This is a genomic window from Pseudomonas sp. TH08 (assembly GCF_016651275.1).
In the GTDB taxonomy this organism is placed as follows: Bacteria; Pseudomonadota; Gammaproteobacteria; order Pseudomonadales; family Pseudomonadaceae; genus Aquipseudomonas.
This window is the reverse complement of sequence record NZ_JAEKEE010000003.1, coordinates 666,764-690,796: the sequence shown is the minus strand read 5'-3', so window position 1 is coordinate 690,796 and position 24,033 is coordinate 666,764. Positions and strand designations below refer to the sequence as shown.

The window sequence follows — 24,033 nt, the reverse complement described above, 5'->3', positions numbered from 1 at the left end:
TCAGCTCCTCGGATCAAACGCATCTCGGCAAGCCTCACCGATGAAAACCAGCAACGACAGAATCAACGCCAAGGCAAAAAACGCCGTCAGCCCCAGCCACGGCGCTTGCAGATTGCGCTTGGCCTGGCCAATCAGTTCACCCAGCGACGCCGTGCCCGCTGGCATGCCGAAACCAAGAAAGTCCAGTGCAGTCAGCGTGGCGATGGCGCCCGTCAGAATGAACGGCAGGTAGGTGAGGGTGGAGGTCATCGCGTTGGGCAGGATGTGCCGACGCATCAGTTCGCTGTCGGTCAGGCCCAGCGCCCGTGCGGCTTTGACGTATTCCAGATTGCGCCCTCGGAGGAACTCGGCGCGCACCACATCGACCAGTGCCAGCCACGAAAACAGCGCCATGATCCCCAGCAGCCACCAGAAACTCGGCGAGACGAAGCCGGACAAAATGATCAGCAGATACAGCACCGGCAGCCCCGACCAGATTTCCAGCACCCGCTGCCCGAGCAAGTCGACCCAACCGCCGTAATAACCCTGCAGCGCCCCGGCAACGATGCCGATCAACGCACTGATGCCGGTGAGGATCAGCGCAAACAGAATCGAAATACGTGTGCCGAAGATCACCCGCGCCAACACGTCGCGCGCCTGATCGTCGGTGCCCAGCCAATTGCTGGAGGAGGGCGGACTCGGCGCGGGTTCGCTGAGGTCGTAATTGACCGTGTCGTAGCTGAACGGGATCGGCGGAAACAGCATCCAGCCGCCCTGATCCTCGATCAACTTATGCACGTAGCTGCTGGCGTAGTCCGGCTGGAATGGCAGCTCGCCGCCGAAATCGGTTTCCAGGTAATCGCTGAGGATCGGAAAGTAAAAAGCATCGTGATAACGAATCACCAGTGGTTTGTCGTTGGCGATCAACTCGCCGCCGAGGCAAATCAGGCACAGACCGATAAACAGCCACAGTGACCAGCGACCTCGCCGATTGGCTTTGAATTGCGCGACACGGCGCCGGCCCAGAGGGGAAAGTGTGAACATCAGGCAGTCCTCGCCGAGAAGTCGATGCGCGGGTCGAGCAGGGTGTAGCAGAGGTCGCCGATCAGCTTGATCAGCAGGCCGAAGAGGGTGAACAGAAACAGCGCGCCGAACACCACCGGGTAGTCGCGCGAGACCGCCGCTTCGTAACTCATGCGGCCGAGGCCATCGAGGTTGAAGATGGTTTCAATCAACAGCGAACCGGCGAAGAACACCTCGATCAGCGCCGACGGCACCCCCGCGACCACCAACAGCATGGCGTTGCGAAACACATGGCCGTAGAGCACGCGGCGCTCGGTCAGGCCCTTGGCCCGGGCGGTGATCACGTACTGGCGGCTGATCTCGTTGAGGAAGCTGTTTTTGGTGAGGATCGTCAGCGTCGCGAAGCCGCCGATCACCAGTGCCGTCACCGGCAACACCAAGTGCCAGAGGTAGTCACCGACCTTGCCCAGCGTGCTCAGGCTGTCGAAGTTATCCGAGACCAGTCCTTGCACCGGAAACCAGTTGACGTAGCTGCCACCGGCAAATACCACGATCAACAGAATCGCAAAGAGAAACGCCGGCATCGCGTAGCCGACGATGATCGCTGTACTGCTCCAGACATCGAAAGCGCTGCCGTTTTTGATCGCTTTGCGAATGCCCAGCGGAATCGAAATCAGGTAAGTGATCAGCGTCGCCCACAAGCCCAATGACAGCGACACCGGCAGCTTCTGCACGATCAGGTCGGTGACCTTGGCGCCACGGAAGAAACTGCTGCCCAGATCCAGTTGCGCGTAATTTTTCAACATCAGCCACAGGCGTTCGTGCATCGGTTTGTCGAAGCCGTAGTGGTGTTTGATTTCCTCGATCAGTGCCGGGTCGAGACCCCGACTGCTGCGCCCGGCACCGCCAATCGCGGCAACCTCGCCACCGCCGCCCATGCTGTGGCCGCCGAAGCCTTGCAGGCGGGCGATGGCTTGCTCCACGGGGCCGCCCGGCGCGGCCTGCACAATGAGGAAATTGACCACCAGGATGCACAACAGTGTGGGGATGATCAGCAGCAAACGTCGACTCAGATAACGCAGCATGTCACTGGCCTCCCGCGAGTCGGGCGTTCATCTGTTGGCTCGTCAACGTTTTGGCCGCGACTTCCCACCAGGTTTCCAGCCCTTCGTTGTAAAGCGGTTGCTGCGCCGGCATGCCAAAACGGTTCTGATACACCGTCGGCGTGCCCTTGGAGTAGTAGTTGGGAATCATGTAGTAACCCCATTGCAGCACCCGGTCGAGGGCGCGGGCGTAATGCACCATGGCTTCGCGGGTGTTGGCCTGCACCAGCCCGTCGATCAGTTGATCGACCGCCGGATTGGCCAGCACCATCGAATTCGAACTGCCGACCTGCGTGGCACTTTGCGAGGCGTACAGGCTGTACAGCTCGCGGCCGGGGGAGACGATCGGATCGCCGCTGCGCGGGAAACTGGTGACGATCATGTCGTAGTCGCGGGCGTTCAGCCGATTGACGTATTGCGCCGAATCGATGCGGCGTAAATTCAGCGTGATGCCGATCTGCGCGAGGGTGCGTTTGAACGGCAGCAGCATGCGATCGAAACCGCCCTGACCGTCGAGGAAGGTGAATTCCAGCGGCTCGCCGTCAGCGTTGACCAAACGATTGTTTTTCGCTGTCCAGCCCGCCTCGGCGAGCAGCTTCAAGGCTTGCAGTTGCTTGTCGCGGATGTAGCCGCTGCCGTCGGTTTTCGGTGCCTCATACACCGTGGTGAAGACCTCGTCGGGGACCTGCCCGCGCAACGGTTCGAGGATCTTCATTTCTTCGGCATCAGGCAGTGCTGTGGCAGCCATTTCACTCTTCGGCCAGAAGCTGTTCTGGCGCACGTAGAAGCCGCGCATCATCTGCTTGTTGGTCCATTCGAAATCCCACAGCAGACTGATTGCCTGGCGGACGCGGCGATCCTGAAAGATCGGGTTTTGCAGGTTGAATACGAAGCCTTGCGCCGCCGTCGGTTTTTCCGGGGCGAGGATCGACTGTTGCAAGCGACCATCGCGCAAGGCCGGGCAGTCATAGCCGACCACGTAACCGGACGAGGAAAACTCGCGGTTGTAGTCGAACGCACCGGCCTGCAAGAGTTGGCGGGCGACGTCGGTGTCGCCGTAGAAATTCACCGTAAGCGTGTCGAAGTTGTACAGGCCGCGACTGACTGGCAGGTCCTTGCCCCACCAATCCGCATCACGCTGGAAGCTGATACTGCGCCCGGCGTCGACTTTGCTCACGCGGTACGGGCCGCTGCCCAGCGGTGGCTCGAAACCGCCGCCGTTAGCGAAATCGCGGGTTTGCCACCAGTGCTCCGGCACGACGCGCATCGTCGCCAGATCCAGCGCCAGTGTGCGGTTGAGGTTGTTCTTGAAGGTGAAGCGCACTTGCCGTGGGCCTTCGATGAGCACGTCCTGCACGTCGGCGTATTGCTGCCGATAACTCAGGCTGCCTTTGGTCATCAGCAAGTTGAAGGTGTAGCGCACGTCTTCGGCGGTGATCGGCGTGCCGTCGGCGAAACGTGCTTTTGGATTGAGGGTGAAACGCACCCACAAGCCTTCGGGGTCGCGCTCCATCTGTTGCGCGACCAGGCCGTAGACGGTGTACGGTTCGTCCAGTGAACGAAACGCCAGCGGCGAGTACACCCAGTCGTTGACCTGCACCACGCTGATGCCTTGATCGGCATACGGCGCGATGTAGTTGTACTGGCCGATTTCCATCGACGCGCGGCTGAGCGAACCACCCTTGGGCGCGTCGGGATTAACGAAGTCGAAATGCTCGAAACCCGCCGGGTACTTCGGCGCCTCGCCGTATACCGTCATCGCGTAGCTGCCGCCGGCCAGCGCCGGTGCCACATTGCACAGCAGCGCGCCGCCAAGCAGCAGGCCTGCCATGTTGCGCATGAAAGTCATGAAGTCACTCCTGAGCCCCTGAAAGATCACGGTTCAACCTGTCGGAGTGAGCCTGTGTGGCGAGGGGATTTATCCCCGTTGGGGCGCGAAGCACCGCCAAAACCTGCAACCGCGAATGACCAGACAGACCGCGATCAATGGTTACGACTGCTGCGCAGCCGGACGGGGATAAATCCCCTCGCCACAAGACTCATTCCTACAGGGATTACGGTGTTGCGGGTTAGAAGTGGTACGTCATGCGCGCAAACAGGGTGCGGCCCAGCGGGTCGGTGTAGCGTGGGTCATAGCCGCTCTGGAAGTTGTAGGCCTGGTTGGAGAACGGCGGGTTGCGGTCAAACATGTTCTTCATCCCGGCATCGACATCCAGCACTTTATTGAAGGTGTAACCGGCCGACAGATCCCACACCGAATACGACGCCACGCGCGCATGGGTATCGCGGTCGTAGTCGTTGTAACCGGTGGTGAAGCGGTTGGTCAGCGACGCTCGCGCCGCGCCGAAGGTCCAGCTGCCGGTGAGGTTGTGCTTCCAGCGCGCGATCACGCCGTCACCCTCGAAGTCGCCGACCTTGTCGGTGAACGGGCCCTTGATGGTGCTCTGGAAGTCGTACTCGTCGACATAGGTGCCTTGCAGGCCCAGGCCGAATTGACCGTACGGCGTGTTCGGGAAGCGATAGTCCAGCGACACATCGACCCCGTTGGTTTCGACGATGCCGAGGTTGGCGTTGCCGGTGACGATGTAATTGAGCGTGCCGTCGGCGTTGCGCACGAAGCGATCCGGGTAGGAACCGGCCTGATCAAACACGGTGGATTCCGGGAACGGCTGAATCTGGTTGGAGATGTGAATCCACCAGAAATCCAGGCCCACCGACAGGTTGTTGATCGGCTGGTAGACGAAACCCAGCGTCACGTTGCGCGCCTTCTCCGGGGCCAGGTCTTCGTTGCCGCCAATCTGGTTGAGGAACTGCTGACCGCAATCGCGGCCGCCATTACCACCCGGTTGCACCACGCCGCCGGTACACAGCACCGGATCGTTGTAGTAGCCCTGAGTGAAGGTGATGCTGCGCGGCGAATACAACTCATACAGCGACGGTGCGCGGAAACCTTCGCTGTACGCGCCGCGCACCACCAGCTCTTTGAGCGGCTGATAACGGAACGAATATTTCGGATTGGTGGTGCTGCCGAAGTCGCTGTATTTGTCGTGACGCACGGCGGCGGACAGTTCGAGGCTGTCGAGCACCGGCACGTTGATTTCTGCGTAAGCAGCTTTCACGCTGCGGTCGCCCTCGACACTGCCGTTCGGGTCGATGCCGAGGCTCTGGATGTCGCCGGCGAACGACTCGAAGTCCTGATGGAATTTCTCTTTGCGGTACTCGCCACCCAGCGCCAGACCGGACGGGCCCGCGCCGAACCAGTCGCCAATCTCACGGCTGATACGCCCGTCGAATCCGGCCACGCGGCCGACCGCAGTGGAGTAGGCGCCGTGGTACATCGCTTCATCGATGTATTGCTGACCGGCCGTAGACTGCGGGCCGAACGGGTTGAGCAGACCGCTGGCCAGACCATTGATCATCGCTTGATCGCTGACGTAACCGCTGGTGACGCTGGAGACGATTTTGTTCTGGTTGTACGAGGCGCCGACGTTGTAATCCCAACCGCCGACCAGACCATCGAAGCTCAGCAAGAAGCGCTGACTGGTGTTCTGGTCTTTCGACTCACGGGGCCCGGCAGCGGTTTCGCGCCAGTTCACATCAACCGGTTGCGTCGGGTCGAGGGCGAATCCGCTCGGGCCGGGTGTAATGCCGTTGCCGGGGTAGTAGGGCGACGACGAATCGAGGCTCAAACCGGTCAGTGGCGCTGGGCCGACAGCGGTGGCGTTGTTGTTGCGCGACCAGAAGTATTCGAGGTTGACGTTGTGATCGTCGGCGAGTTTGCCGGTGGTCTTGCCGAAGAACGACGTCTTCTCGGTTTGCGGCACCAGGTCGATGTATTCGCGGGTGCTGAAGCGGCACAAACCGTCGCGCGCCACCAGGTTCGGCCCGTTGCAATTGCTGTTGGCCAGTGGATTGGTGGCGTTGCCGTTCTGGCTATAGTTGCCGGGGAACGCGGTGCCGGAGGTCTGATCGAGGCCACGCCCGGGATCGTAGTCGCGGGCGAAGGAGCGGTCGTTGGCGTCGAGGTTCTGCTGCTTGTTGTAGTTGAACACGCCAAGGACGTTGAAGCGGTCCTGCTCCAGATCGCCGTAGCCCCAGCTGGCGCTCATGTCTTTGGTTGCACCGCCGCCGCTGTGGGTCGGGGTTTCGCCGCCAAGGGTGAGTTGGCCATCGGTCATGGATTTCTTGGTGATGAAGTTGATCACGCCGCCGATGGCATCGGTGCCGTACAGGGCCGAAGCGCCGTCGCGCAGCACTTCCACACGCTCGATGGCGGCAAACGGGATCATGTTCAGATCCACCGCACCGCCGGCCGAGTTGGTCCCCGACAAAGCGTTGTTGGCCAGGCGTCGACCGTTGAGCAGCACCAGCGTCTTGTTCGCGCCGATGCCGCGCATGTCGGCGAACGAGGCGCCACCGGTGGCCGCACCGACCGAGCCGGCGCTGTTGTTGATCGACTGGCTGCCGGTGATCCGCTGCACCAGTTCGGCGGTGGTGGTCACGCCCTGTTTGCGCAGCTCGTCAGCCTTGAGAATGGTGATCGGCACCGCCGTTTCCGCATCGACACGGCGAATCGCCGAACCGGTCACTTCCACCCGTTGCAGTTGCGTGGTCGGCGCAACCACCGCCGCCGCTGCGGGGACGGCCGCATTGTCGTCCTCCGCGGCCTGCACAGTCCCGGCGCCCATCCCCATGGCCACCAGATACAACGGAACAAAACGGTGACGAGAAATCGTCGCCACCAAAGGTTTCAGCGTAAAGCGTGGAGTGTTCATCAGCATGGTTGTTTCCGACTTTGTTAGACGTTATCGAAATGGCCTTGTGAGCCCTGATTGCGCAGGTCACGGTGGTGCCGCGCCGCGAAAAACCACTTTCTTCAAGCAAGCCGATCCCCTCCGAAGACGCGTAGCGTTTTTTCGGTCGGCCGAGTGCGACGGGATTTCTTCAGCGGTGCCGGGCGCGTATTTTCAACGCGCGCCCGGCACCGCACTCAGTGGGTGGTCATCACCGAAATCTTGCTGATGCCCGAGCGTTCGATGGACGCCATGGCCTTGGCGACCTGGCCATAATTCACCGAGGAATCGGCCTGTAGCTGAACGCGTACTTCGGCGTCCTTGGCCTTGACCTCCTTGAGGCTGGCCTCCAAAGATTCCGGGGCCAGTTCGGTCTTGGCCAGATAGAACTTGCCGTCCTGATCGACGCTGACCACCACCGGGTCCTTTTTCTCGGCGGGGGCGACGGCGTCGGTTTTCGGCAGGTTGACTTTGATCGCGTTGGTCATCAGCGGCGCGGTGACGATGAACACCACCAGCAGCACGAGCATCACGTCGACCAGTGGCGTGACATTCATTTCGCTGAGCACTTCTTCGCTGTCTTGAGTGGAGAACGACATCAGCTGGCCTCCCGCACGGCGGCTGTGGTTTTGCTGGCGATGGCCTGGCGGCTGATGGAAAACGCACTGCGCGAGGCGAGGGCGTCAAAGTCGTGGGCGAAATCGTCCATGTCCGCCGATGCGAGTTTCAGACGACGCAGGAAGAAGTTGTAAATCAGCACCGCCGGCACCGCGACGGCGATGCCCACGCCAGTAGCGATCAGCGCGTGGCCGATGGGCCCGGCGACCGCTTCAAGGCTGGCCGAGCCGGTTTCGCCGATGCTTTTCAGCGCTTCCATGATTCCCCACACGGTGCCGAACAGACCAATGAACGGCGCGGTGCTGCCAATACTGGCGAGGATCGCCTGGCCGTTTTCCAGCGAGCGGCGTTCCTTCTGGATCTGCTGGCGCAAGTTACGCTCCAGTCGATCCGAGCGGTTGATGGTGTGCGCCAGTTGCTGCGTGGTGCGCGGCGAATCTTCCACCAGCAGGGCTTCGAAACCGCTGCTGGCAATGCGCGCGAGCGAGCCCGGATACTGGCTGGCGTGTTCGGCGGCAGTGAGCAGATCGGGCGCGCCCCAGAAGGCTTTGCTGAACTGTTTGTTCTGCGCTTTCTGGCGCAGGTATTGCGCCGATTTGACCAGCAGGATCGCCCAGCTGACCACGGAAAACAGCACCAGACCCCAGAGCACGCCGGGGACAATCATCGAAGACAAATCGTTCATGGTGATACCTCGCTTGCGTTATTCGGTTGTGCGTTGATTGAGCGTTCGGTTATTGCGGCAATTTGAAATCGATGGTCTGGGTGGCGAAGCCGTCAATCGGTGTGTCACCGCGTTTGGCCGGAATAAACTTCCAGTTCTTCACGGCGGCAACGGCGGCGTCATCCAGTTGCGGCTTGCCGCTGGATTTGGTCACGGTCACTGAACCTGCACGACCGTTGGCCAGCACTTGAATGCGCAGCACCACGCTGCCTTCCCAGTTGCGCCGCAACGCCAGCGACGGGTATTCCGGCGGCGGGTTGCCGAGGCTGGCGAGGCCGGAAATCGCCGCCGATTCCTTGACCGGGCCCGGGGCCGCTGCGGGAGCCGGTGGCGCGCTTGGTGTGGCCGGCGCAGCAGGGGCGGCCGGTTGTGCCGGAGCGGGCGGCGCTTTCGGCGGCTCGACTTTCTTCACCGGTTTTGGCTTCTCGACCGGTTTCGGTTTCTCGATGGGCTTGGGCTTTTCCACCGGTTTCGGCGGTGGCTTGACCGCGTCTTCGTCTTCCACCGGTTGCTCGGGTTCGGGCGGTGGTGGCGGCGGTGGCGGTGGTTCCGGCGTCGGCGGAGCGGGTGGCGTCGGGCTGGTCAGCTCGACGGTCATTTCCGGGATCTGTGGCGGCGTCGGCAACGGCTCCGGTCGCGATTGCTGGAGAAACCACCAGGTACCGCCATGTATCAGCGCCGACACGGCGACCAACAAGACCATTTGCTGTTTGTTCAACCCGCCGGGTTGCGAGGTATTGGCTTTAAAGGCCGGCCTGCCCGAAGTTGGCGGGATCGGCGCGTCCCGTAACAAACCCGGCAGGGTTCTGTGCTTTACCGCATCGTTCATTAAAGCTCCCTCGGGTTGATGAAGGGCAATAAGGTGCCGTCCGAACATGTGGGTCATGTTCGAGTGGATGGGTGTAACTTTCTTTTGGGTGTGCAGAAGCCGATAGTTGAACTATCCGGTTAACAAGGCTTGTGCAACTTACTGGCTCAGCGCCATCGACTTCGTCGGTTCATTACCCATTCCCTGGTGTTGTTCTATAGGTAGGAGCTGCCGCAGGCTGCGATCTGTTGATCTTGTTTTAAATGATCAAGATCAGATCAAGGTCAACAGATCGCAGACTTCTCGAATTGTGTTTTGCAACCGCTGTGCCAAATGTTGCTGGAATGTAGGTGGGTTATTTCATTGATGTTACCCATGTCGCATTTATATAAGTTTCGATGGCTGGCCTGTTTATCTTCGGCGCATACAATCCCGTCGCCGCGTACGCAGCGGCTTTTTTCAGGGCGAGTCTGGCCGTGTGCTCTATCTCGCGGATTGGCGAGGCAGAGCGGCAATTCTCGTGTCAGTCGGGGCACTTGCTGGTGCGCGGCGGACTGATTTGGTGCGGGTCAATGTTTTAGCGGGTCACAGGGGCTATTCCTTGTTCTTGTTTAAATGAAATCAATGCCTGAGTCTTTGCTTAGTTGCAGTCGTTGGTGCAGTTTTGGTGCAAATATAAAATAGCTGAAGTTATTGTCTGACAATCCAGCTGAAGACTGATTAGTGCATGGCTCGCGCAATGATATTCAGCGTTGTATTTAAAAAATAAATAAGACTGTGCGCTCGGTGAATAACTCATCGCCGAGCACAGTGGGGGTATTGGGTTAGGTAATACAGTAAACGCGCAGGTGGCCGGTGCTGTTCAGATGAACTCGGCTGTTGGCGTAAAGAGATGCAAAGGCAGTGATGCGGCAGAACGATTGAAGATTCACGCGGTGAACTCCTTGTTGCCAGCTCGGATACGCGAACTTTTGGTTCGGTATCGCACCTTACAAGAACGCGGATAGCGTTCGATGATTGCTCTTGGTGCGGGATCGGCACCGTAAGCGCTGTTTCGCGAGGGTTGAATTCGCAAGTGGCGAGCGCATGGGAAATTCGTGCCAAAACGGATACACAGCCAAGAAATTTCTACATCCGGACAGCCGCCATCTATTCTGTGGCGTGTGACTTTTGTGGTGAGGGGATTCAGCGAAACGTCGCACCGCCCCGATGGCCCGCGCAGCGGTTCAAAAACCAGGCAGCGCTGTTTGCATGACACACCGCGTCGGACAATTTCAGGGCTGCTTCGCAACCCATCGGGGATAAATCCCCTCGCCACAGGTCATCAATAGAGAAGGGGGAGTCATGTATCAGCTCTACGGACATCGCAATTCAGGCGCAGCCGCCATCGAAGCGGCGCTGGAGTTGTGCCAGATCGCCTACCGCTTCATCGATACCGAAGCCAGTGCCGAAGCTGCTGACGCATTGGCGCAACTCAATCCGCTGAAGCAGATCCCGACCCTGCAACTGCCCGATGGCAGTGCGCTGACCGAGAGCGCGGCCATTCTGATTCACCTGGGTCTGGCGTTTCCCAAGTCCGGCCTACTGCCGGCGCAGGCAGCCGCTCGCGACCAGGCCATTCGCGGTCTGGTCTACATCGTCAGCAATTGCTACGCGGCGATTGGCGTTATCGACTACCCCGAGCGCTGGTTGCTGATGCCTGACGAAGCGTCACGGCAGAACCTGATGGCCGGCGCCCGAGAGCGCTTGCACTGGAGCTGGGAGGTGTTTGCCGACCAATTTTCCGCCGAGTTGTACCTGGACGACGAAACGCCGGGGGCGCTGGACGTGCTGGCGGCGGTGGTGACGCGCTGGGCCGGCAGCCGCGAGCACTTGCGCCAGACGCGGCCGGGGTTTTATGCGTGGTTGCAGAGGATTGACCGGCATCCGGTGTTGGCTCCGGTGTTTGCCCGGCATTGGCCAGCCTGAACCCACCACACAACCAAATGCAGGAGTGAGCCCTGTGGCGAGGGGATTTAGCGAAGCGTCGCACCGCCCCGATGGACTGCGCAGCAGACCCTGTTTATTTGGGGGTGCTTCGCGCCCCATCGGGGATAAATCCCCTCGCCACAGGGCTCACTCCTGCGGGGGGATCTTGAGGGGTTTATTCCCCGCGGATGTACTGCTCCAGCTGTTTGATCAGCTCGGCCTGTTCGGCAATCGCTTCTTTCACCAGGTCACCAATCGACAGCAAGCCGATCAACTTGCCGTTCTCCACCACCGGCAAGTGACGCAGGCGTTTGTCGGACATGATGCCCAGGCAGGTGTCGACGGTCTGGTGGGTGTCCACGGTGATCACGTTCGCCACCATGATGTCGCGAACCGGCGTGCCCACCGATGAGCGGCCATGCAGCACCAGTTTGCGCGCGTAATCGCGTTCACTGATGATGCCTACCACTTTGTCGTCTTCCACCACCAGCAAGGCGCCGACGTTCTTCTCGGCCATCTTCATCAGTGCTTCGAGCACCATGTGATCAGGTTTGATCTGGTGCACTTCCTGATTTTTCTGATCTTTGAGCTTGAGCAGTTGGGCGACGGTCTTCATGGCGGTTACTCAGGTGTTGTCGTTGTTATCCAAGCATCGTAGACGCTGACGTACAGAGCAAGGTGGCAAAGCGGCAGATAACACGCAAAAAACGTCATTTACTGAAAATACCTACCCTGAGCCTTTGTGAAATGGAGTTCCTGTGGCGAGGGATTTATCTGTGGCGAGGGGATTTATCCCCGTTGGCCTGCGCAGCGGGCCCAAAAACAGACAACCGGGTTTTCCTGGTACACCGTGTCGGATGGTTTTGGGGCTGCTTCGCAACCCAACGGGGATAAATCCCCTCGCCACAGATAAACCCTCTCATCACAAAGTATTCCAAACTGAAAACGCGGGCGATGAAGGGGCAGCGTAGAATGCGCACCAGATTCAGTTTCCCGAGGTTGCAGTGGTGGATTTACCGCAGGGCTTCGTCCTGACCCGGCATTGGCGCGATACGCCGGTCGGCACCGAAGTCGAGTTCTGGCTGGCGACTGACGCCGGGCCGCGCCGTGTGCGCTTGCCGCATCAGCCGTCGGTGGCGTTTATCCCCGCCGAGCAGCGCGCAGCGGCTGAACGCCTGCTGCACGATGAAAAGAACGTCGAACTGCGCCCGTTGGCCCTGCAGGATTTCGAGCATCGCCCGGTGCTCGGTTTGTATTGCCAGCAACATGGTCAGTTGATGCGCCTGGAAACAGCGCTCAATCGCGCGGGTGTCGACGTATACGAAGCCGATGTGCGCCCGCCTGAGCGCTATCTGATGGAGCGCTTCATCACCGCCCCGGTGTTTTTCAGCGGCACGCCCGATGCCGACGGGGTTTTGCTCAACGCACACCTCAAACCCGCCCCGGCTTACCGACCGAAGCTGCGGCTGGTCTCGCTCGACATCGAAACCACCGAAACCGGTGAGTTGTATTCCATCGCCCTGGAAGGCTGCGGCGAGCGTCAGGTGTACATGCTTGGCGCCGCGAACGGTGATGCCAGCATCGTCGATTTCGATCTCGAATATTGCGACTCGCGCACGCTCATCCTGAAGAAACTCAATGACTGGTTCGCCCGCCACGACCCCGACGCGATCATCGGTTGGAACGTCGTGCAGTTCGACCTGCGCATCCTCCACGAACATGCCCGGCGCCTCGGTGTGCCGCTGAAAATCGGCCGTGGCGGCGAAGAGATGCAATGGCGTGAGCACGGCAGCCGCAATCACTATTTCGCCTCGGCAGCGGGGCGGCTGATCATCGATGGCATTGAATCGCTGCGCTCGGCGACCTGGAGTTTTCCCTCGTTCAGCCTGGAAAACGTCGCCCAGACGCTGCTGGGCGAGGGCAAATCCATCAACACGCCGTACCAGCGCATGGACGAAATCAATCGGATGTTCGCCGAGGACAAACCGGCGCTGGCCAAGTACAACCTCAAGGACTGCGAACTGGTCACGCGGATCTTCGCCAAGACCGAACTGCTGACGTTCCTGCTGGAGCGCGCCAGCGTCACCGGCCTGCCGGCGGATCGCAGCGGTGGTTCGGTGGCGGCGTTCACCCACCTGTACATGCCGTTGATGCACCGCCAGGGTTTTGTCGCGCCGAACCTGGGGACAAACCCGCCGCAGGCCAGCCCCGGCGGCTTCGTCATGGACTCGCGCCCGGGGCTCTACGAGTCGGTGCTGGTGCTCGACTACAAAAGCCTTTATCCGTCGATCATTCGCACCTTTCTGATCGACCCGGTGGGGCTGATCGAAGGCTTGCAGCACCCGGACGACACCGACTCGGTGCCGGGCTTCCGTGGCGCGCGGTTCTCGCGCACGCGGCATTGCCTGCCGTCGATCGTGTCGCGGGTGGCCGAAGGTCGCGAGACCGCCAAGCGCGAGCACAACGCGCCATTGTCCCAAGCGCTGAAAATCATCATGAACGCCTTCTACGGCGTGCTCGGTTCCAGCGGCTGCCGGTTCTTCGATACGCGATTGGCCTCCTCGATCACTTTGCGCGGCCACGAAATCATGTTGCGCACGCGCAAGCTGATCGAAGAGCAGGGGCACGCGGTGATCTACGGCGACACCGATTCAACCTTCGTTTGGCTGCGTCGTCCCCACGGCCAGGCAGAAGCCGCAGAGATTGGCCATGCACTGGTCAAGCACGTCAACGATTGGTGGCGCGAGCATGTACGGGACGAGTTCGGCCTGGAAAGTGTCCTGGAATTGCAGTTCGAAACGCACTACAAACGCTTTCTGATGCCGACCATTCGGGGCGCGGAGGAGGGCAGCAAGAAGCGCTATGCCGGGCTGGTGAGCCGCGCCGATGGGACGGAAGAAATGGTCTACAAAGGCCTGGAAACCGTACGCACCGACTGGTCGCTGTTGGCCCGGCAGTTTCAGCAGGAACTCTACGAGCGGATTTTCCAGCGCAAGCCGTATCAGGATTACGTGCGCGATTATGTGCGCAAGACGTTGGCCGGCGAGTTCGATGATCGACTGATCTATCGCAAGCGCCTGCGCCGCACTCTCGACGATTACGAACGCAATGTGCCGCCCCATGTGCGCGCGGCACGGCTGGCCGACGAATACAACGTGCAGCACGGCCGTCCACGGCAATACCAGAACGGCGGCTGGATCAGCTACGTCATCACCCTGGCTGGGCCGGAGCCGCTGGAAGTGCGTCGCGCGGCCATCGACTACGACCACTACATCACCCGGCAACTGCAACCGATTGCAGACGCGATTCTGCCGTTTGTCGATGACGACTTCTCAACCCTGATCGGCGGGCAACTGGGCCTGTTTTGAGTCAAGCAACTGCAATGTCCACTCATCAAGAATGCCGTGGAAGTAACGTTCCAGTGCCTGATGGAAGAGGCTGTCTTCGGCGGCAAACTGAGCGAACAGCGTCATTGACGAGTGGAATTTCAGGTCATCCGGGTGACCAAAGATTTCTGCAATCGAACGTTGCTGCACGTTCAGCACCAACTGCGTGCACGTGCGCAGCCGCGCGCCAAGCAGCTCATGCGCCAGATAGGCCTGGGCTTCCTCGGCCGCGCCGATCGCATAGCGCCGGGACATTTCACTGCCGCCCAGCCCGGCGAACTGCGGGAACACGAACCACATCCAGTGGCTGCGTTTGCGGCCGTCTCCGAGTTCGCGTTGCACGCGCTCGAACACCGGATCCTGGGCCTGAACAAAACGTTGCAGGTTGAACGGGTCGTACTGATCCGTGCTTCTCATCGCGAAGCCCTCGCCAGTCGGCAGCGGCTCAGACCATGGCCAGCCGCTGCTTGCGTTGTGGCGCTTGAAACGCCTGGTCCAGCGCCGCCAGATCCCCGGCTTCCAGTTGCAGCTGCGCCGCTTTTGCATTGAGTTGCACGTGTTCCGGTCGCACAGCCTTGGGAATCGCAATCACACCATCCTGACGCAGAATCCACGCCAGCGAAACCTGCGCGGGGGTTACGCCGTGACGAGTGGCAATCTGGTTCAGCAACGGTTCAGCCAGCATCGCGCCGCCCTGACCGATCGGACAGTAGGCCATCAGCGGCATACGCTGCTGTTGGCACCATGGCAACAGATCGAATTCGATGCCGCGCTCTTCGAGGTTGTAGAGCACCTGATTGGTGGCGCAGGCCGGATTGGCCAGTTCCTGCAGGTCATCGACATCAAAATTCGACACGCCCCAGCGGCCGATCTTGCCGTCCTCGCGCAGGCGTTCGAAGGCCTCGACGGTTTCCTCCAGCGGATACTGGCCGCGCCAATGCAACAGATAGAGATCGATGTAATCGGTGTCGAGCCGACGCAGGCTACGCTCGCAGGCTTGCGCGATGCCCTTGCGACTGGCGTTGTGCGGATAGACCTTGCTGACCAGAAATACCTGATCGCGCAGGCCGGTGATGGCTTCGCCGACCACTGTCTCGGCACCGCCCTCGGCGTACATTTCGGCGCTGTCGATCAGGGTCATGCCCAGCTCGATCCCCGTGCGCAGGGCTGCGACTTCACGCTTGTGGGCGGAGCGGTCTTCACCCATACGCCAGGTGCCCTGGCCAATCACCGGCACCTGCACGCCGGCCAATTCGAGGGTACGCATGCAAACCTCCTAGCTGAAAATGTCGATACCTTTAGTGGGCAGCAGGATAGCCCAGGGGTTCAAAAAGCAAAAAGATCGCAGCCTGCGGCAACTCCTGCTTCAGGTTCGGATTTCCCCCTGTAGGAGCTGCCGCAGGCTGCGATCTTTTGATCTTCAGCTTTTATTTGGCGGAGAACTTCAGCACCACGCTGTGCGTGTAATCCTGCCCCGGATCCAGTCGCGTACTCGGGAAGTCCGGCTGATTCGGCGAGTCCGGATAGTGCTGCGTCTCAAGGGTAAACGCGCCCCAATGCGGATAAACCTTGCCACCCTTGCCCTTGACCGTGCCATCGAGGAAGTTGCTGGTGTAGAACTGCACGCCGGGTTCCGTGGTGAACAACTGCAGCACACGACCGGACTGCGGATCACTCACCTCAGTAGCAACTTTGCCGATGTCGCCCTTGGTATCCAGCGCCCAGTTGAAGTCGAAACCACCCTGTTTCGGCTCAGCGAATTTCAGCTGCGGATGATCAGCCTTGATGTGCGTGCCGATCGCGGTCGGTTTGCTGAAGTCCATCGGTGTGCCGGCCACTGGCGCCAGTTCACCGGTCGGGATCAGCTTGGCCGTCACCGGCGTGTAGTGGCTGGCGTGCAGGGTGGCGACCTGTTTGAGAATGTCGCCATTGCCGGCGCCGGCGAGGTTGAAGTAGCTGTGGTTGGTCAGGTTGAGCACCGTCGGTTTGTCGGTGTTGGCCTTGTAGTCGATGCGCAGTTCGTTGTTGTCGGTGAGGCGATAGGTCACCTCGGTGGTGAGGTTGCCGGGGAAGCCCATTTCACCGTCCGCCGACAGGTAAGTCAGGGTCACGCCGACCGAATCCTTGTCCTTGGTTTCCTGCGCTTTCCAGACTTTCTTGTCGAAGCCCAGTGTGCCGCCGTGCAGCGCATTGGTCTTGTCATTCTGCGGCACTTGATAGCGCTTGCCGTCGAGTTCAAACGCACCTTCGGCCAGGCGATTGCCGAAACGGCCGATGGTCGCGCCGAAGTACGCGGTGCCTTTCTGATAGCCCTGCACATCATCGAAACCGAGCACGACGTCATCGAACTTGCCGTGCTTGTCGGCGACTTTCAGCGATTGCAGGGTTGCGCCGTAAGTAATGACGGTGGCTTGCATGCCGTGGCTGTTGCGCAGGATGTATTGCTCGACGGGCGTGCCGTCATTGGTTTTGCCGAAGGCTTTGTGTTCGGCGCTGAGGCCCGCCGCGTTGGCGGAAAGGGTGGCGATCATCAGAGAGAGTCCGAGGCCGGAGAGCAGGTGACGGGATTGAAGCATGGTTGACCTTCCTTTTTGTTGTTGTTTTCAACTCCCCGCGTAGGAGCTTTCTAAGGCTGCGATCTTTTGACCTGGTCGTTTAAGAACAAGATCAAGAGATCGCAGCCTTCGGCAGCTCCTACAAGGGTGGCAATAGTCATGCTATTTGTGGTGTGAGTAAAAATTTATAGCGGATTAGAGGTTTATTGCAAAGATAAAGTCGGACTAAATGATCGGGCTCGTCACGCCGAAGGTCGGGAAGCGGCGTCAGCACTGCACTTTTCTGAATTCAGCGGCTCTATCCATGGCCAGGATGCGGTGACTCCCGCCGCACAGGAATGTGCCCGTTCGAGAATTCATGCCGAGAGTTTTTCATCTGATCGCCCGTTCAGTTTGCCGCCCATGCCTGTTGCTGGCCTGTTTGTCGTCGCTGTTGATCAGCGGTTGCACGCATCAGGACGGCAACGGCTTCATCAACCAGATTCGCGAAGGTCAGCCTCAGGAGTTCCTGCAGACCAGTGTCGACCGCATGGCCACCCTGGCAATGCGCGACAACCTCAACAGTCTTTATCGATTGATGGGCAAGCTGTACTTGCGTAACCCGGACGAGCTGCGCAAATCCGGGTTTCTCAACATCAACACGGCGGTGAAACAGGTACGCCTGGCGATCGAGCAACAACAGCCACTGCCGGTGCTCGGCGGGCGCAAGGATCTGGCGGCGCTCAGCTACGCGATGAGCCCGGAATTTCTCGGTGATCGCGTCGGCGCGTTCATCTATGCCATCGGCAGCATGCTGGTGACTGCCCATGGCAACCGGGTCGAGTTCTACATGACCGATGCGATCAACCCGACCTTCGTCCACAACGCCGCGCGCAACATCGAAAAAGCCACGTGGATTTTGTCTCAGCGACAGAACAAGGAAGGCCAGCCGCTGCTGTTCTCCAATGAAATTTCGGAGGAGGGCAGCAACCTGAGTTTTGCCACCGAGTTCGGCAAAATCGTCGCGCGCCTGGATCTGCTCACGCAAATGCTCGATGAGCGTTACAGACGGATCGGCCTTAACTACGCGCAGAGTCTGCTGTTCCTGAATTTTTTGCCGGTGCAGTGAGTTCGCGGGGGTGATGACGGTCAACGCACCACAAGAGTTTGTGGTGCGCAGAGATCCAGTGTGGGAGCGAGCCTGCTCGCGAAAGCGGTATTTCAGGCGCTGAAGTATTGACTGATCCAGCGCATTCGCGAGCAGGCTCGCTCCCACATTGATCAAATAGCCAATGCGGTTTTTGTATACAATCCGTCACCGCTATTGATCAAAATGGAGCAGCCCCCGTCATGACCGACCCCGCAAGCGCCGATTTCAACTGCGTCGACCGCACCGCCCGTGCGGACAAACTGCCCTACGCCGCGTTGCTGGCGTTCGCCATGACCGGTTTTATCGCCATCCTCACCGAAACCCTGCCGGCCGGGCTGCTGCCGCAAATCGGCGCGGGCCTCAATGTCAGCGAGGTGCTCGCCGGGCAATTGGTGACGCTTTACGCGCTGGGCTCGATTGTCGCGGCGATTCCGCTGACCGTCGCCACGCGCGGCTGGCCACGACGGCGGGTATTGTTGATGACGGTGGGCGGGTTTCTGGTCTTCAACACCGTCACCACGTTTTCCAGCCATTACGGTTTGACCCTGGCCTCGCGCTTCTTGGCCGGGATGGCGGCGGGGCTGTCGTGGGGGATCATGGCTGGTTACGCGCGCGGGATAGTGCCGGTGCATCAGCAGGGGCGGGCGCTGGCGATCGCCATGCTCGGCACCCCGGTAGCGCTGTCGTTGGGCACACCGGCAGGGACTTGGCTGGGCAATCTGATCGGCTGGCGTGCGTCGTTCGGGATCATGTCGGCGCTGGCTCTGGTGCTGGCGGCGTGGATCGTCATTGCAGTGCCGGATCGACCGGGACAGGCCAGTGACGAGCGTCTGCCATTGCTCGAATCGTTGCGCCTGCCGGGCGTACGGCCGGTGTTGTTCGTGGTGCTGACGTGGATGCTCGGGCACAACATTCTTTACACCTACATCTCACCTTTTCTGATGCAGGCCGGTCTCGCGGACCGGGTCGATCTGGTGTTGCTGGTGTTTGGCCTGTGTTCGCTGGTGGGGATCTGGATCATCGGCTTGTTGGTGGATCGCTGGTTGCGCTGGCTGACGCTGATCAGCCTTGCGGTTTTTGCACTGACGGCACTGGTGTTGGCGCTGATCACGCCGTCACCGTTGCTCATTTATGCCTGCATGGCGGTGTGGGGCTTGTCCTTTGGCGGCTCGGCAACCTTGCTGCTGACCTCGGCGGCGGACTCGGCCGGTGAGCATGTCGACGTGGTTCAGGCGATGCTCACCACCTCGTGGAACGTAGCGATTGCCGGCGGTGGTTTGTTCGGCGGCTTGCTGCTTGATCGGGCGGGGGCAATGTCGTTTCCGTGGGCATTGTTGATTCTCTCGCTGATTGCATTGGCCACGGTGTGGATCAACAGCCATCACAGTTTCAAACCGGGCCGGCGGGTGCATTGATCTTCTAATCACTACATCATCCCTGTGGGAGCGAGCCTGCTCGCGAATGCGGTGGGTCATTCAACTCATCTGTCGACTGACATTACGTCTTCGCGAGCAGGCTCCCTCCCACAGGTGGAGAAGGGTGCTGAGTGCGATATGGCATAACGATAGACCGTATCGATATATGTAGTTATAAGAAAAATCGCTATGCTGCGGGCCAGATTTTTCCTGTCGTTTTTCTGGACGTCTTAATGGAATTGGCAAATTTCGGCCTGGTGATTGCCGGGCTGGTGGTAGGTTTTATCGTCGGCATGACCGGTGTCGGCGGTGGTTCGTTGATGACGCCGATCCTGCTGTGGTTCGGTATCAACCCGGCGACAGCCGTAGGCACCGACCTGCTGTACGCCGCCATTACCAAATCCAGTGGCGTGCTGGTTCACCGCAAGAACAAGAACATCGACTGGGCGATCACCGGTTGGCTGACCCTCGGCAGCGTGCCGGCGGTCGTGATGACCCTGTGGTTCCTCAGCACCCTGCACACCGCGCCGGATGCGATGAATGCCATCATCAAACAGGCGCTGGGCTTCGTGCTGTTCGCCACGGCGCTGGCGATTTTCTTCAAAAAACGCTTGCTCGAATTCGCCCATAAACGCGCCGGCGGCAACTACAACCCGAGCGGTTCACGGCTGAATGTGATGACCGTGATCACCGGTCTGATCCTCGGCACCATGGTGGCTCTGACCTCGATCGGTGCCGGCGCCCTCGGTACTGTTGCACTGTTCATCCTCTATCCGCTGTTGCCGACCCGTCGTCTGGTCGGCACCGAAATCGCCCACGCCGTGCCGCTGACTTTGGTTGCGGGTCTGGGCCATGCCAGCATGGGCAACATGGATTGGGGTGTGCTGGGCTTCCTGCTGGTCGGTTCGCTGCCGGGTATCTGGCTCGGCAGCCATCTGACCGGACGCATTTCCGATGAAGTGCTGCGCCCGTGCCTGGCGACGATGCTGGTGCTGATCGGCTACAAACTGGCGTTCTGATCCGGCCTCGATCCCTGAGCCGGAACAAAACCTGTGGTAAGGGGATAAATCCCCTCGCCACAGGGGTTAACTCAGTCAGCAAAGGTGTACTTCATCACCGTTACCGGCAAATCTTCGTACACCACATCCTCAATGACCTCCCAGCCCAGCCGCGCATACAACGACTGCGCCGCGTCGGTGTACAGATACAACTGCGGCACACCCAGCGCTGCAGCCTCTTCGACTATGCGCTTGACCAGTTGCGACGCGACCCCGCGCCCGCGCTGTTCAGTCTTCACATACACCCCGGCCAGCCACGGCGTCAGCTCGGGACGGGTTTTCATGTCGCTGTCGATCAGCAGGGCGCCACCGAGCAACGTACCTTTTTCAATCGCCACCACCACGCTTGGAATCGCGCCCTTGCCACAGGCCGCGCGCATGCGTTCGGTACGCGCCTCAAGGGTGTCGCCCGGACGAAACTCACCCCATTCCTTGAAGTTGAGTTCGGCCAGTTCTTCAATCAATTCGGGGTGATCGCACAGGTATTCAATCTGCATGGGGGGAACTCCATTCCGTCGTCAGAACTGCCACCCTAATGCGGTCATAAAAGGTAATCAAATCCGCGTTGTTATCGCGCTGGATATGTTGCGCAATGTCGCGCCTGACCTAAGCTTCTGACAAGGCGACAGATATTTGCCGGGTCAGCCCGGAACAATCGCCACGATGCGCAATCATTAGAGCGTGGATATCAAAAGGAGATGCGCATGCTCATCAGGTCACTGACCCTGACACTCTTGCTGGCGATTGCCGGCCCCTTGTTCGCCGCTGACAACGATTCGCCCATCGCCGGGGATATGGGCCGCGCCCGACCGCTGATCGTGATCGCACAAAGCACCGTCGACCCCGTGTGGGTCAGCCTGAAAAAGTCGCTGGAGGATCCAGCCAACAAGAAGGGTGTCGCCGACCGCAACATCAAGGTCTACACCATCCTCAACATGTCCGGCCAACTCGACGGCAAGGACATGGGCCAGCAAGACACCATGGCGCTGCTGCGCTCGCTGAAACTCGGCGCCGGGGCTTATCCGAAAGTATTCCTGGTGGGCAAGGACGGCGAGACCAAACTCTCGGCATCGGGTGATGAGGCGAAAGCGCTCGACCTGAAGAAAATCTTCGACACCATCGACGCCATGCCAATGGCCGAGAAGGAAGCCGCCGCCGCTGCCCAGGCACCGGTCGCTGCTGCGCCAGAACCGGCAAAAGGTACCAAAGGTGCCAAGCCAACCAAACCCGCCAAACCAAGCAAGCCGCCGGAAATGCCGGACGATTGAGCGCATGGCCTGAATCAAAAAAATGGGCGACCTCAACAGGTCGCCCATTTTTTATTGCCTGCAAAGATCGCAGCCTGCGGCAGCTCCTACAGGATCGGGTTTTCACTCGGTCAATGTAGGAGTTGCCGCAGGCTGCGATCTTTTGATCTTCAAGTTTTGCCAATATCAATCGGCTGCCAGGTGCATCACGGCAGAATCTGGCGGATTACATTGACCAAAACGGGAGAGAAGGGCTGAAGCTGACCCTTTTGAGGCGTCAACATATCTTCGAGAAGGATGCTCAAGAGATCTTCGTCCTCCAGTCCGTCAGGTCGCAGCCCTCCGGTAAAGATAAGGTCATCGACCATCCGTTTGCGTTTTTCGATGAGGCCCCGATTGCTTTCTTCGGTATCGCCCAGATTCAGCGTCTTGATTGATTCTGTGGCACGGTCGGTTTTGCCAACGACACGTCCGGACAGGTAAAACTTGAGCTCGGTTTCGCACTCAGCCATGAACGGCGTCACTTTAAGCGGCTGAGTCTTTCGACCATGCCCACAGTGATGACGGTTTTCGCAACTGGCAACGATATTGCTGAAATCCAGGGTGCGCGCAGGGAATCGATCCTGCGCGGCGATGTGTTCGTTGTGGGCAGCGCCGACGGTGATGGATTGGCAGCAATAAGCGCAGAGTCCGAATTGTTCATTGATACAAGCCGTGCGAACGGATTGACGTTCTTCTGCGGGCAAATCGCGATAAGTCGCGGTGTTGTTTCTGACCTTCCATTGGCTCAGCGATGCTGGCTCAGTTCCTTTGAGAATCTTACGCACTGCGCAACTCCAGTTTGCGGATCAGCAAAGCGGCTTTTGCCAGCTCGATATGCCCCTCGGGAAGCTCCTTGGAAAGCTCGGCGAAAAGCGTCTGAGCTTTCTTCAGCTCACCGTCCTGCAAACATTCCATCAATCGATTGAGGCGTTTCTGCACGTCGCTGTTGCGGATGTCGGTGTCCATGACTTCCAACAGCACCTGATTGGCATCTAGACCGTACAAGCCGCTGTGTTCGTGGATTTCACCGTCATTAAGCACGTAAACCAGCACATCTTTGGCATCGCTGATCACCAGCGGCGAGTGCGTGGTAAGGACGAACTGGCAGTTCGGGAAGGTTTCGCTCAACTGTCGGATAAGGCTGCGCTGCCATCTCGGGTGCAGGTGCAGATCGACTTCGTCGATCAGCACGATGCCGTCGCCGTGCAGCGGGTTGTCCAGCGACTGGTTCATCATCGCCAAGCGCCGTGCGATGTCACCGACCAGCGCCATCATCGATTTCTCGCCTTGGGAGAGTTGGGCGACGTTGAGGGTGACGCCGCCCTTGTCGATTGCCATGTGCAGGCGCGGTTTGCGCTGGACGCGCAGATTGGTGAAGCCTGGCATGAATGCGGCGATGGCTGAGCGCACGGCGGTCAACTGGCGGTCGCGGGAGGAGGCTTTCAGATTGGCGAGGGTTTTCCAGACGTCGCTGTCGGTGCCGAATTTCTCGGAGATTTCGGCCAGTGCGGTGTCGGAAATGCCGGTCTCGTTTTCGCTGTCTTCGCGCTCGCGAAACCATTCGAAGAAACGACGGAAGTCGACGCCTCGGTTGAGCGAGTTGTCGTAACCGTCGAGTTGGTCGAAGGTGTGTTTGGTGCGGATTTTTAGCGGGATTTCGAGGACGGAGCGTTCGACCGGGTAGTAGGCGATCAGGGGAGGGAGGCTTTGTCGTTGGCGGTGAGCTGGGTGCGGTAGTGGTCTGCGAGACGGCTGATACCCGACAGCTCGTTATGCGCAGTACTCTTTCGTCCTTGTCTAGTTCTGGCAATTCCCCACATTGGAGGAATATCAATATCGTAGACAGGCGCATCTGAACTTAGATGTGCTTCGTCCGTTACGCCAAGCATGATTAACGCACTTGAAGCACCATTTCGAATGCTTTCCTCAGCAGGAAAGTTGCCACTCCCTTTCTCATTGCGAATTCGGGCAACCAACCAGCTCAGTAAGGTAGCCATCGACTTTAAAACGGTGGTCTTACCTGCGCCGTTATTTCCTACCAGAACCGTAACGTTCGAGTGATGTTTCTTGGTGGGAGCCAGCACAATTCTCAAGTCGGTGAATCGGCCGACATCTTTCAGTATTAACGCTTGTATTTCCATTACAACGCCCTTTGAGGGTCAGTCGGTTTAGAGGCTTTGGCGCG

19 protein-coding genes and 1 pseudogene are annotated in these 24,033 nt (G+C 59.5%); 6 read left to right on the top strand and 14 right to left on the bottom strand.

All coding sequences use genetic code 11. The annotated features are described in order from the left end of the window. The 7 genes from JFT91_RS16470 to JFT91_RS16440 all read right to left on the bottom strand — a co-directional run bounded on the left by JFT91_RS16470 (window position 1) and on the right by JFT91_RS16440 (window position 9,069). Entirely contained in the window at window positions 1-1,023 is a 1,023-nt protein-coding gene (locus JFT91_RS16470; RefSeq protein WP_201204790.1) for an ABC transporter permease, read from the bottom strand. Continuing rightward, on the bottom strand, window positions 1,023-2,087 hold the full coding sequence (locus tag JFT91_RS16465; protein ID WP_201204788.1) for a microcin C ABC transporter permease YejB: 1,065 nt from the start codon (window positions 2,085-2,087) through the stop codon (window positions 1,023-1,025). The genes JFT91_RS16470 and JFT91_RS16465 overlap by 1 nt, the downstream gene beginning before the upstream one ends. Window position 2,088: 1 nt before the next feature. Further along, a complete protein-coding gene (locus JFT91_RS16460) occupies window positions 2,089-3,954 on the bottom strand; it encodes an extracellular solute-binding protein (RefSeq protein WP_201233079.1) in 1,866 nt (621 codons plus the stop codon). A 220-nt stretch (window positions 3,955-4,174) separates the two neighbouring features. Then, a complete protein-coding gene (locus tag JFT91_RS16455) occupies window positions 4,175-6,886 on the bottom strand; it encodes a TonB-dependent receptor (RefSeq protein WP_201204786.1) in 2,712 nt (903 codons plus the stop codon). A 209-nt stretch (window positions 6,887-7,095) separates the two neighbouring features. Then, the gene (locus JFT91_RS16450) at window positions 7,096-7,497 is read right to left on the bottom strand and encodes an ExbD/TolR family protein (protein WP_201204785.1); all 402 of its coding nucleotides are present in this window, start codon (window positions 7,495-7,497) and stop codon (window positions 7,096-7,098) included. Then, window positions 7,497-8,183: a MotA/TolQ/ExbB proton channel family protein gene (locus JFT91_RS16445; protein WP_371748312.1), complete on the bottom strand. Its 687-nt coding sequence runs from the start codon at window positions 8,181-8,183 to the stop codon at window positions 7,497-7,499. Before JFT91_RS16445 ends, JFT91_RS16450 begins: the two co-directional genes overlap by 1 nt. Window positions 8,184-8,250: 67 nt before the next feature. Further along, window positions 8,251-9,069 carry an energy transducer TonB gene (locus JFT91_RS16440; RefSeq protein WP_201233078.1) on the bottom strand — a complete coding sequence of 273 codons (819 nt, stop codon included), beginning with the start codon at window positions 9,067-9,069 and terminating at the stop codon, window positions 8,251-8,253. 1,323 nt (window positions 9,070-10,392) lie between these two features. Here JFT91_RS16440 and JFT91_RS16435 point away from each other — a divergent pair. Continuing rightward, window positions 10,393-11,016, top strand: coding sequence for a glutathione S-transferase N-terminal domain-containing protein (locus JFT91_RS16435; protein WP_201233077.1), 624 nt, complete (start codon window positions 10,393-10,395; stop codon window positions 11,014-11,016). Window positions 11,017-11,191: 175 nt separating this feature from the next. Here the strand turns inward: JFT91_RS16435 and JFT91_RS16430 are convergent, their stop codons facing one another. Then, the gene (locus JFT91_RS16430; RefSeq protein WP_008084932.1) at window positions 11,192-11,632 is read right to left on the bottom strand and encodes a CBS domain-containing protein; all 441 of its coding nucleotides are present in this window, start codon (window positions 11,630-11,632) and stop codon (window positions 11,192-11,194) included. Between the two features lie 391 nt (window positions 11,633-12,023). Here JFT91_RS16430 and JFT91_RS16425 point away from each other — a divergent pair, with 391 nt between their 5' ends. Beyond that, complete coding sequence (locus tag JFT91_RS16425; RefSeq protein WP_201233076.1) at window positions 12,024-14,384, top strand: DNA polymerase II; 2,361 nt, start codon at window positions 12,024-12,026, stop codon at window positions 14,382-14,384. Here the strand turns inward: JFT91_RS16425 and JFT91_RS16420 are convergent. The 3 genes from JFT91_RS16420 to JFT91_RS16410 form a co-directional block, all read right to left on the bottom strand. Next, complete coding sequence (locus tag JFT91_RS16420; protein WP_201233074.1) at window positions 14,349-14,819, bottom strand: DUF1810 domain-containing protein; 471 nt, start codon at window positions 14,817-14,819, stop codon at window positions 14,349-14,351. The two genes, JFT91_RS16425 and JFT91_RS16420, sit on opposite strands and share 36 nt — an antisense overlap. A gap of 28 nt (window positions 14,820-14,847) precedes the next feature. Next, complete coding sequence (locus JFT91_RS16415; protein ID WP_201233072.1) at window positions 14,848-15,669, bottom strand: aldo/keto reductase; 822 nt, start codon at window positions 15,667-15,669, stop codon at window positions 14,848-14,850. 160 nt (window positions 15,670-15,829) lie between these two features. Beyond that, a complete protein-coding gene (locus JFT91_RS16410) occupies window positions 15,830-16,978 on the bottom strand; it encodes an aldose epimerase family protein (RefSeq protein ID WP_201233070.1) in 1,149 nt (382 codons plus the stop codon). 337 nt (window positions 16,979-17,315) lie between these two features. Between JFT91_RS16410 and JFT91_RS16405 the strand changes: the two genes are divergently transcribed. From JFT91_RS16405 to JFT91_RS16395, 3 genes are all read left to right on the top strand, one after another. Then, entirely contained in the window at window positions 17,316-18,065 is a 750-nt protein-coding gene (locus JFT91_RS16405; protein ID WP_201233068.1) for a hypothetical protein, read from the top strand. 221 nt (window positions 18,066-18,286) lie between these two features. Then, a complete protein-coding gene (locus JFT91_RS16400; RefSeq protein WP_201233066.1) occupies window positions 18,287-19,501 on the top strand; it encodes an MFS transporter in 1,215 nt (404 codons plus the stop codon). Between the two features lie 233 nt (window positions 19,502-19,734). Beyond that, complete coding sequence (locus tag JFT91_RS16395) at window positions 19,735-20,520, top strand: sulfite exporter TauE/SafE family protein (RefSeq protein ID WP_201226470.1); 786 nt, start codon at window positions 19,735-19,737, stop codon at window positions 20,518-20,520. 71 nt (window positions 20,521-20,591) lie between these two features. Here JFT91_RS16395 and JFT91_RS16390 read toward each other — a convergent pair whose 3' ends face one another. Further along, a complete protein-coding gene (locus JFT91_RS16390; protein WP_201233064.1) occupies window positions 20,592-21,056 on the bottom strand; it encodes a GNAT family N-acetyltransferase in 465 nt (154 codons plus the stop codon). Between the two features lie 207 nt (window positions 21,057-21,263). Between JFT91_RS16390 and JFT91_RS16385 the strand changes: the two genes are divergently transcribed. Further along, window positions 21,264-21,827 (top strand): DUF4174 domain-containing protein, encoded by a 564-nt coding sequence (locus tag JFT91_RS16385; RefSeq protein WP_201226468.1) that lies wholly within the window; start codon window positions 21,264-21,266, stop codon window positions 21,825-21,827. Window positions 21,828-22,012: 185 nt separating this feature from the next. Here the strand turns inward: JFT91_RS16385 and JFT91_RS16380 are convergent, their stop codons facing one another. Both JFT91_RS16380 and JFT91_RS16375 read right to left on the bottom strand, forming a co-directional pair. Continuing rightward, window positions 22,013-22,633, bottom strand: coding sequence for a retron system putative HNH endonuclease (locus JFT91_RS16380; protein ID WP_201233062.1), 621 nt, complete (start codon window positions 22,631-22,633; stop codon window positions 22,013-22,015). Beyond that, window positions 22,626-23,989: pseudogene (locus JFT91_RS16375) on the bottom strand (AAA family ATPase). Before JFT91_RS16375 ends, JFT91_RS16380 begins: the two are co-directional and overlap by 8 nt. Window positions 23,990-24,033 lie beyond the last annotated feature (44 nt).

Bases quoted from the DNA above. Each gene is read 5' to 3' on its own strand.
- JFT91_RS16440 (WP_201233078.1), bottom strand. From the start codon at position 9,069: ATGAACGATGCGGTAAAGCACAGAACCCTGCCGGGTTTGTTACGGGAC.
- JFT91_RS16410 (WP_201233070.1), bottom strand. From the start codon at position 16,978: ATGCTTCAATCCCGTCACCTGCTCTCCGGCCTCGGACTCTCTCTGATG.
- JFT91_RS16395 (WP_201226470.1), top strand. From the start codon at position 19,735: ATGGAATTGGCAAATTTCGGCCTGGTGATTGCCGGGCTGGTGGTAGGT.
- JFT91_RS16470 (WP_201204790.1), bottom strand. From the start codon at position 1,023: ATGTTCACACTTTCCCCTCTGGGCCGGCGCCGTGTCGCGCAATTCAAA.
- JFT91_RS16465 (WP_201204788.1), bottom strand. From the start codon at position 2,087: ATGCTGCGTTATCTGAGTCGACGTTTGCTGCTGATCATCCCCACACTG.
- JFT91_RS16400 (WP_201233066.1), top strand. From the start codon at position 18,287: ATGACCGACCCCGCAAGCGCCGATTTCAACTGCGTCGACCGCACCGCC.
- JFT91_RS16455 (WP_201204786.1), bottom strand. From the start codon at position 6,886: ATGCTGATGAACACTCCACGCTTTACGCTGAAACCTTTGGTGGCGACG.
- JFT91_RS16385 (WP_201226468.1), top strand. From the start codon at position 21,264: ATGCTCATCAGGTCACTGACCCTGACACTCTTGCTGGCGATTGCCGGC.
- JFT91_RS16390 (WP_201233064.1), bottom strand. From the start codon at position 21,056: ATGCAGATTGAATACCTGTGCGATCACCCCGAATTGATTGAAGAACTG.
- JFT91_RS16460 (WP_201233079.1), bottom strand. From the start codon at position 3,954: ATGACTTTCATGCGCAACATGGCAGGCCTGCTGCTTGGCGGCGCGCTG.
- JFT91_RS16405 (WP_201233068.1), top strand. From the start codon at position 17,316: ATGCCGAGAGTTTTTCATCTGATCGCCCGTTCAGTTTGCCGCCCATGC.
- JFT91_RS16435 (WP_201233077.1), top strand. From the start codon at position 10,393: ATGTATCAGCTCTACGGACATCGCAATTCAGGCGCAGCCGCCATCGAA.
- JFT91_RS16415 (WP_201233072.1), bottom strand. From the start codon at position 15,669: ATGCGTACCCTCGAATTGGCCGGCGTGCAGGTGCCGGTGATTGGCCAG.
- JFT91_RS16430 (WP_008084932.1), bottom strand. From the start codon at position 11,632: ATGAAGACCGTCGCCCAACTGCTCAAGCTCAAAGATCAGAAAAATCAG.
- JFT91_RS16445 (WP_371748312.1), bottom strand. From the start codon at position 8,183: ATGATTGTCCCCGGCGTGCTCTGGGGTCTGGTGCTGTTTTCCGTGGTC.
- JFT91_RS16420 (WP_201233074.1), bottom strand. From the start codon at position 14,819: ATGAGAAGCACGGATCAGTACGACCCGTTCAACCTGCAACGTTTTGTT.
- JFT91_RS16450 (WP_201204785.1), bottom strand. From the start codon at position 7,497: ATGTCGTTCTCCACTCAAGACAGCGAAGAAGTGCTCAGCGAAATGAAT.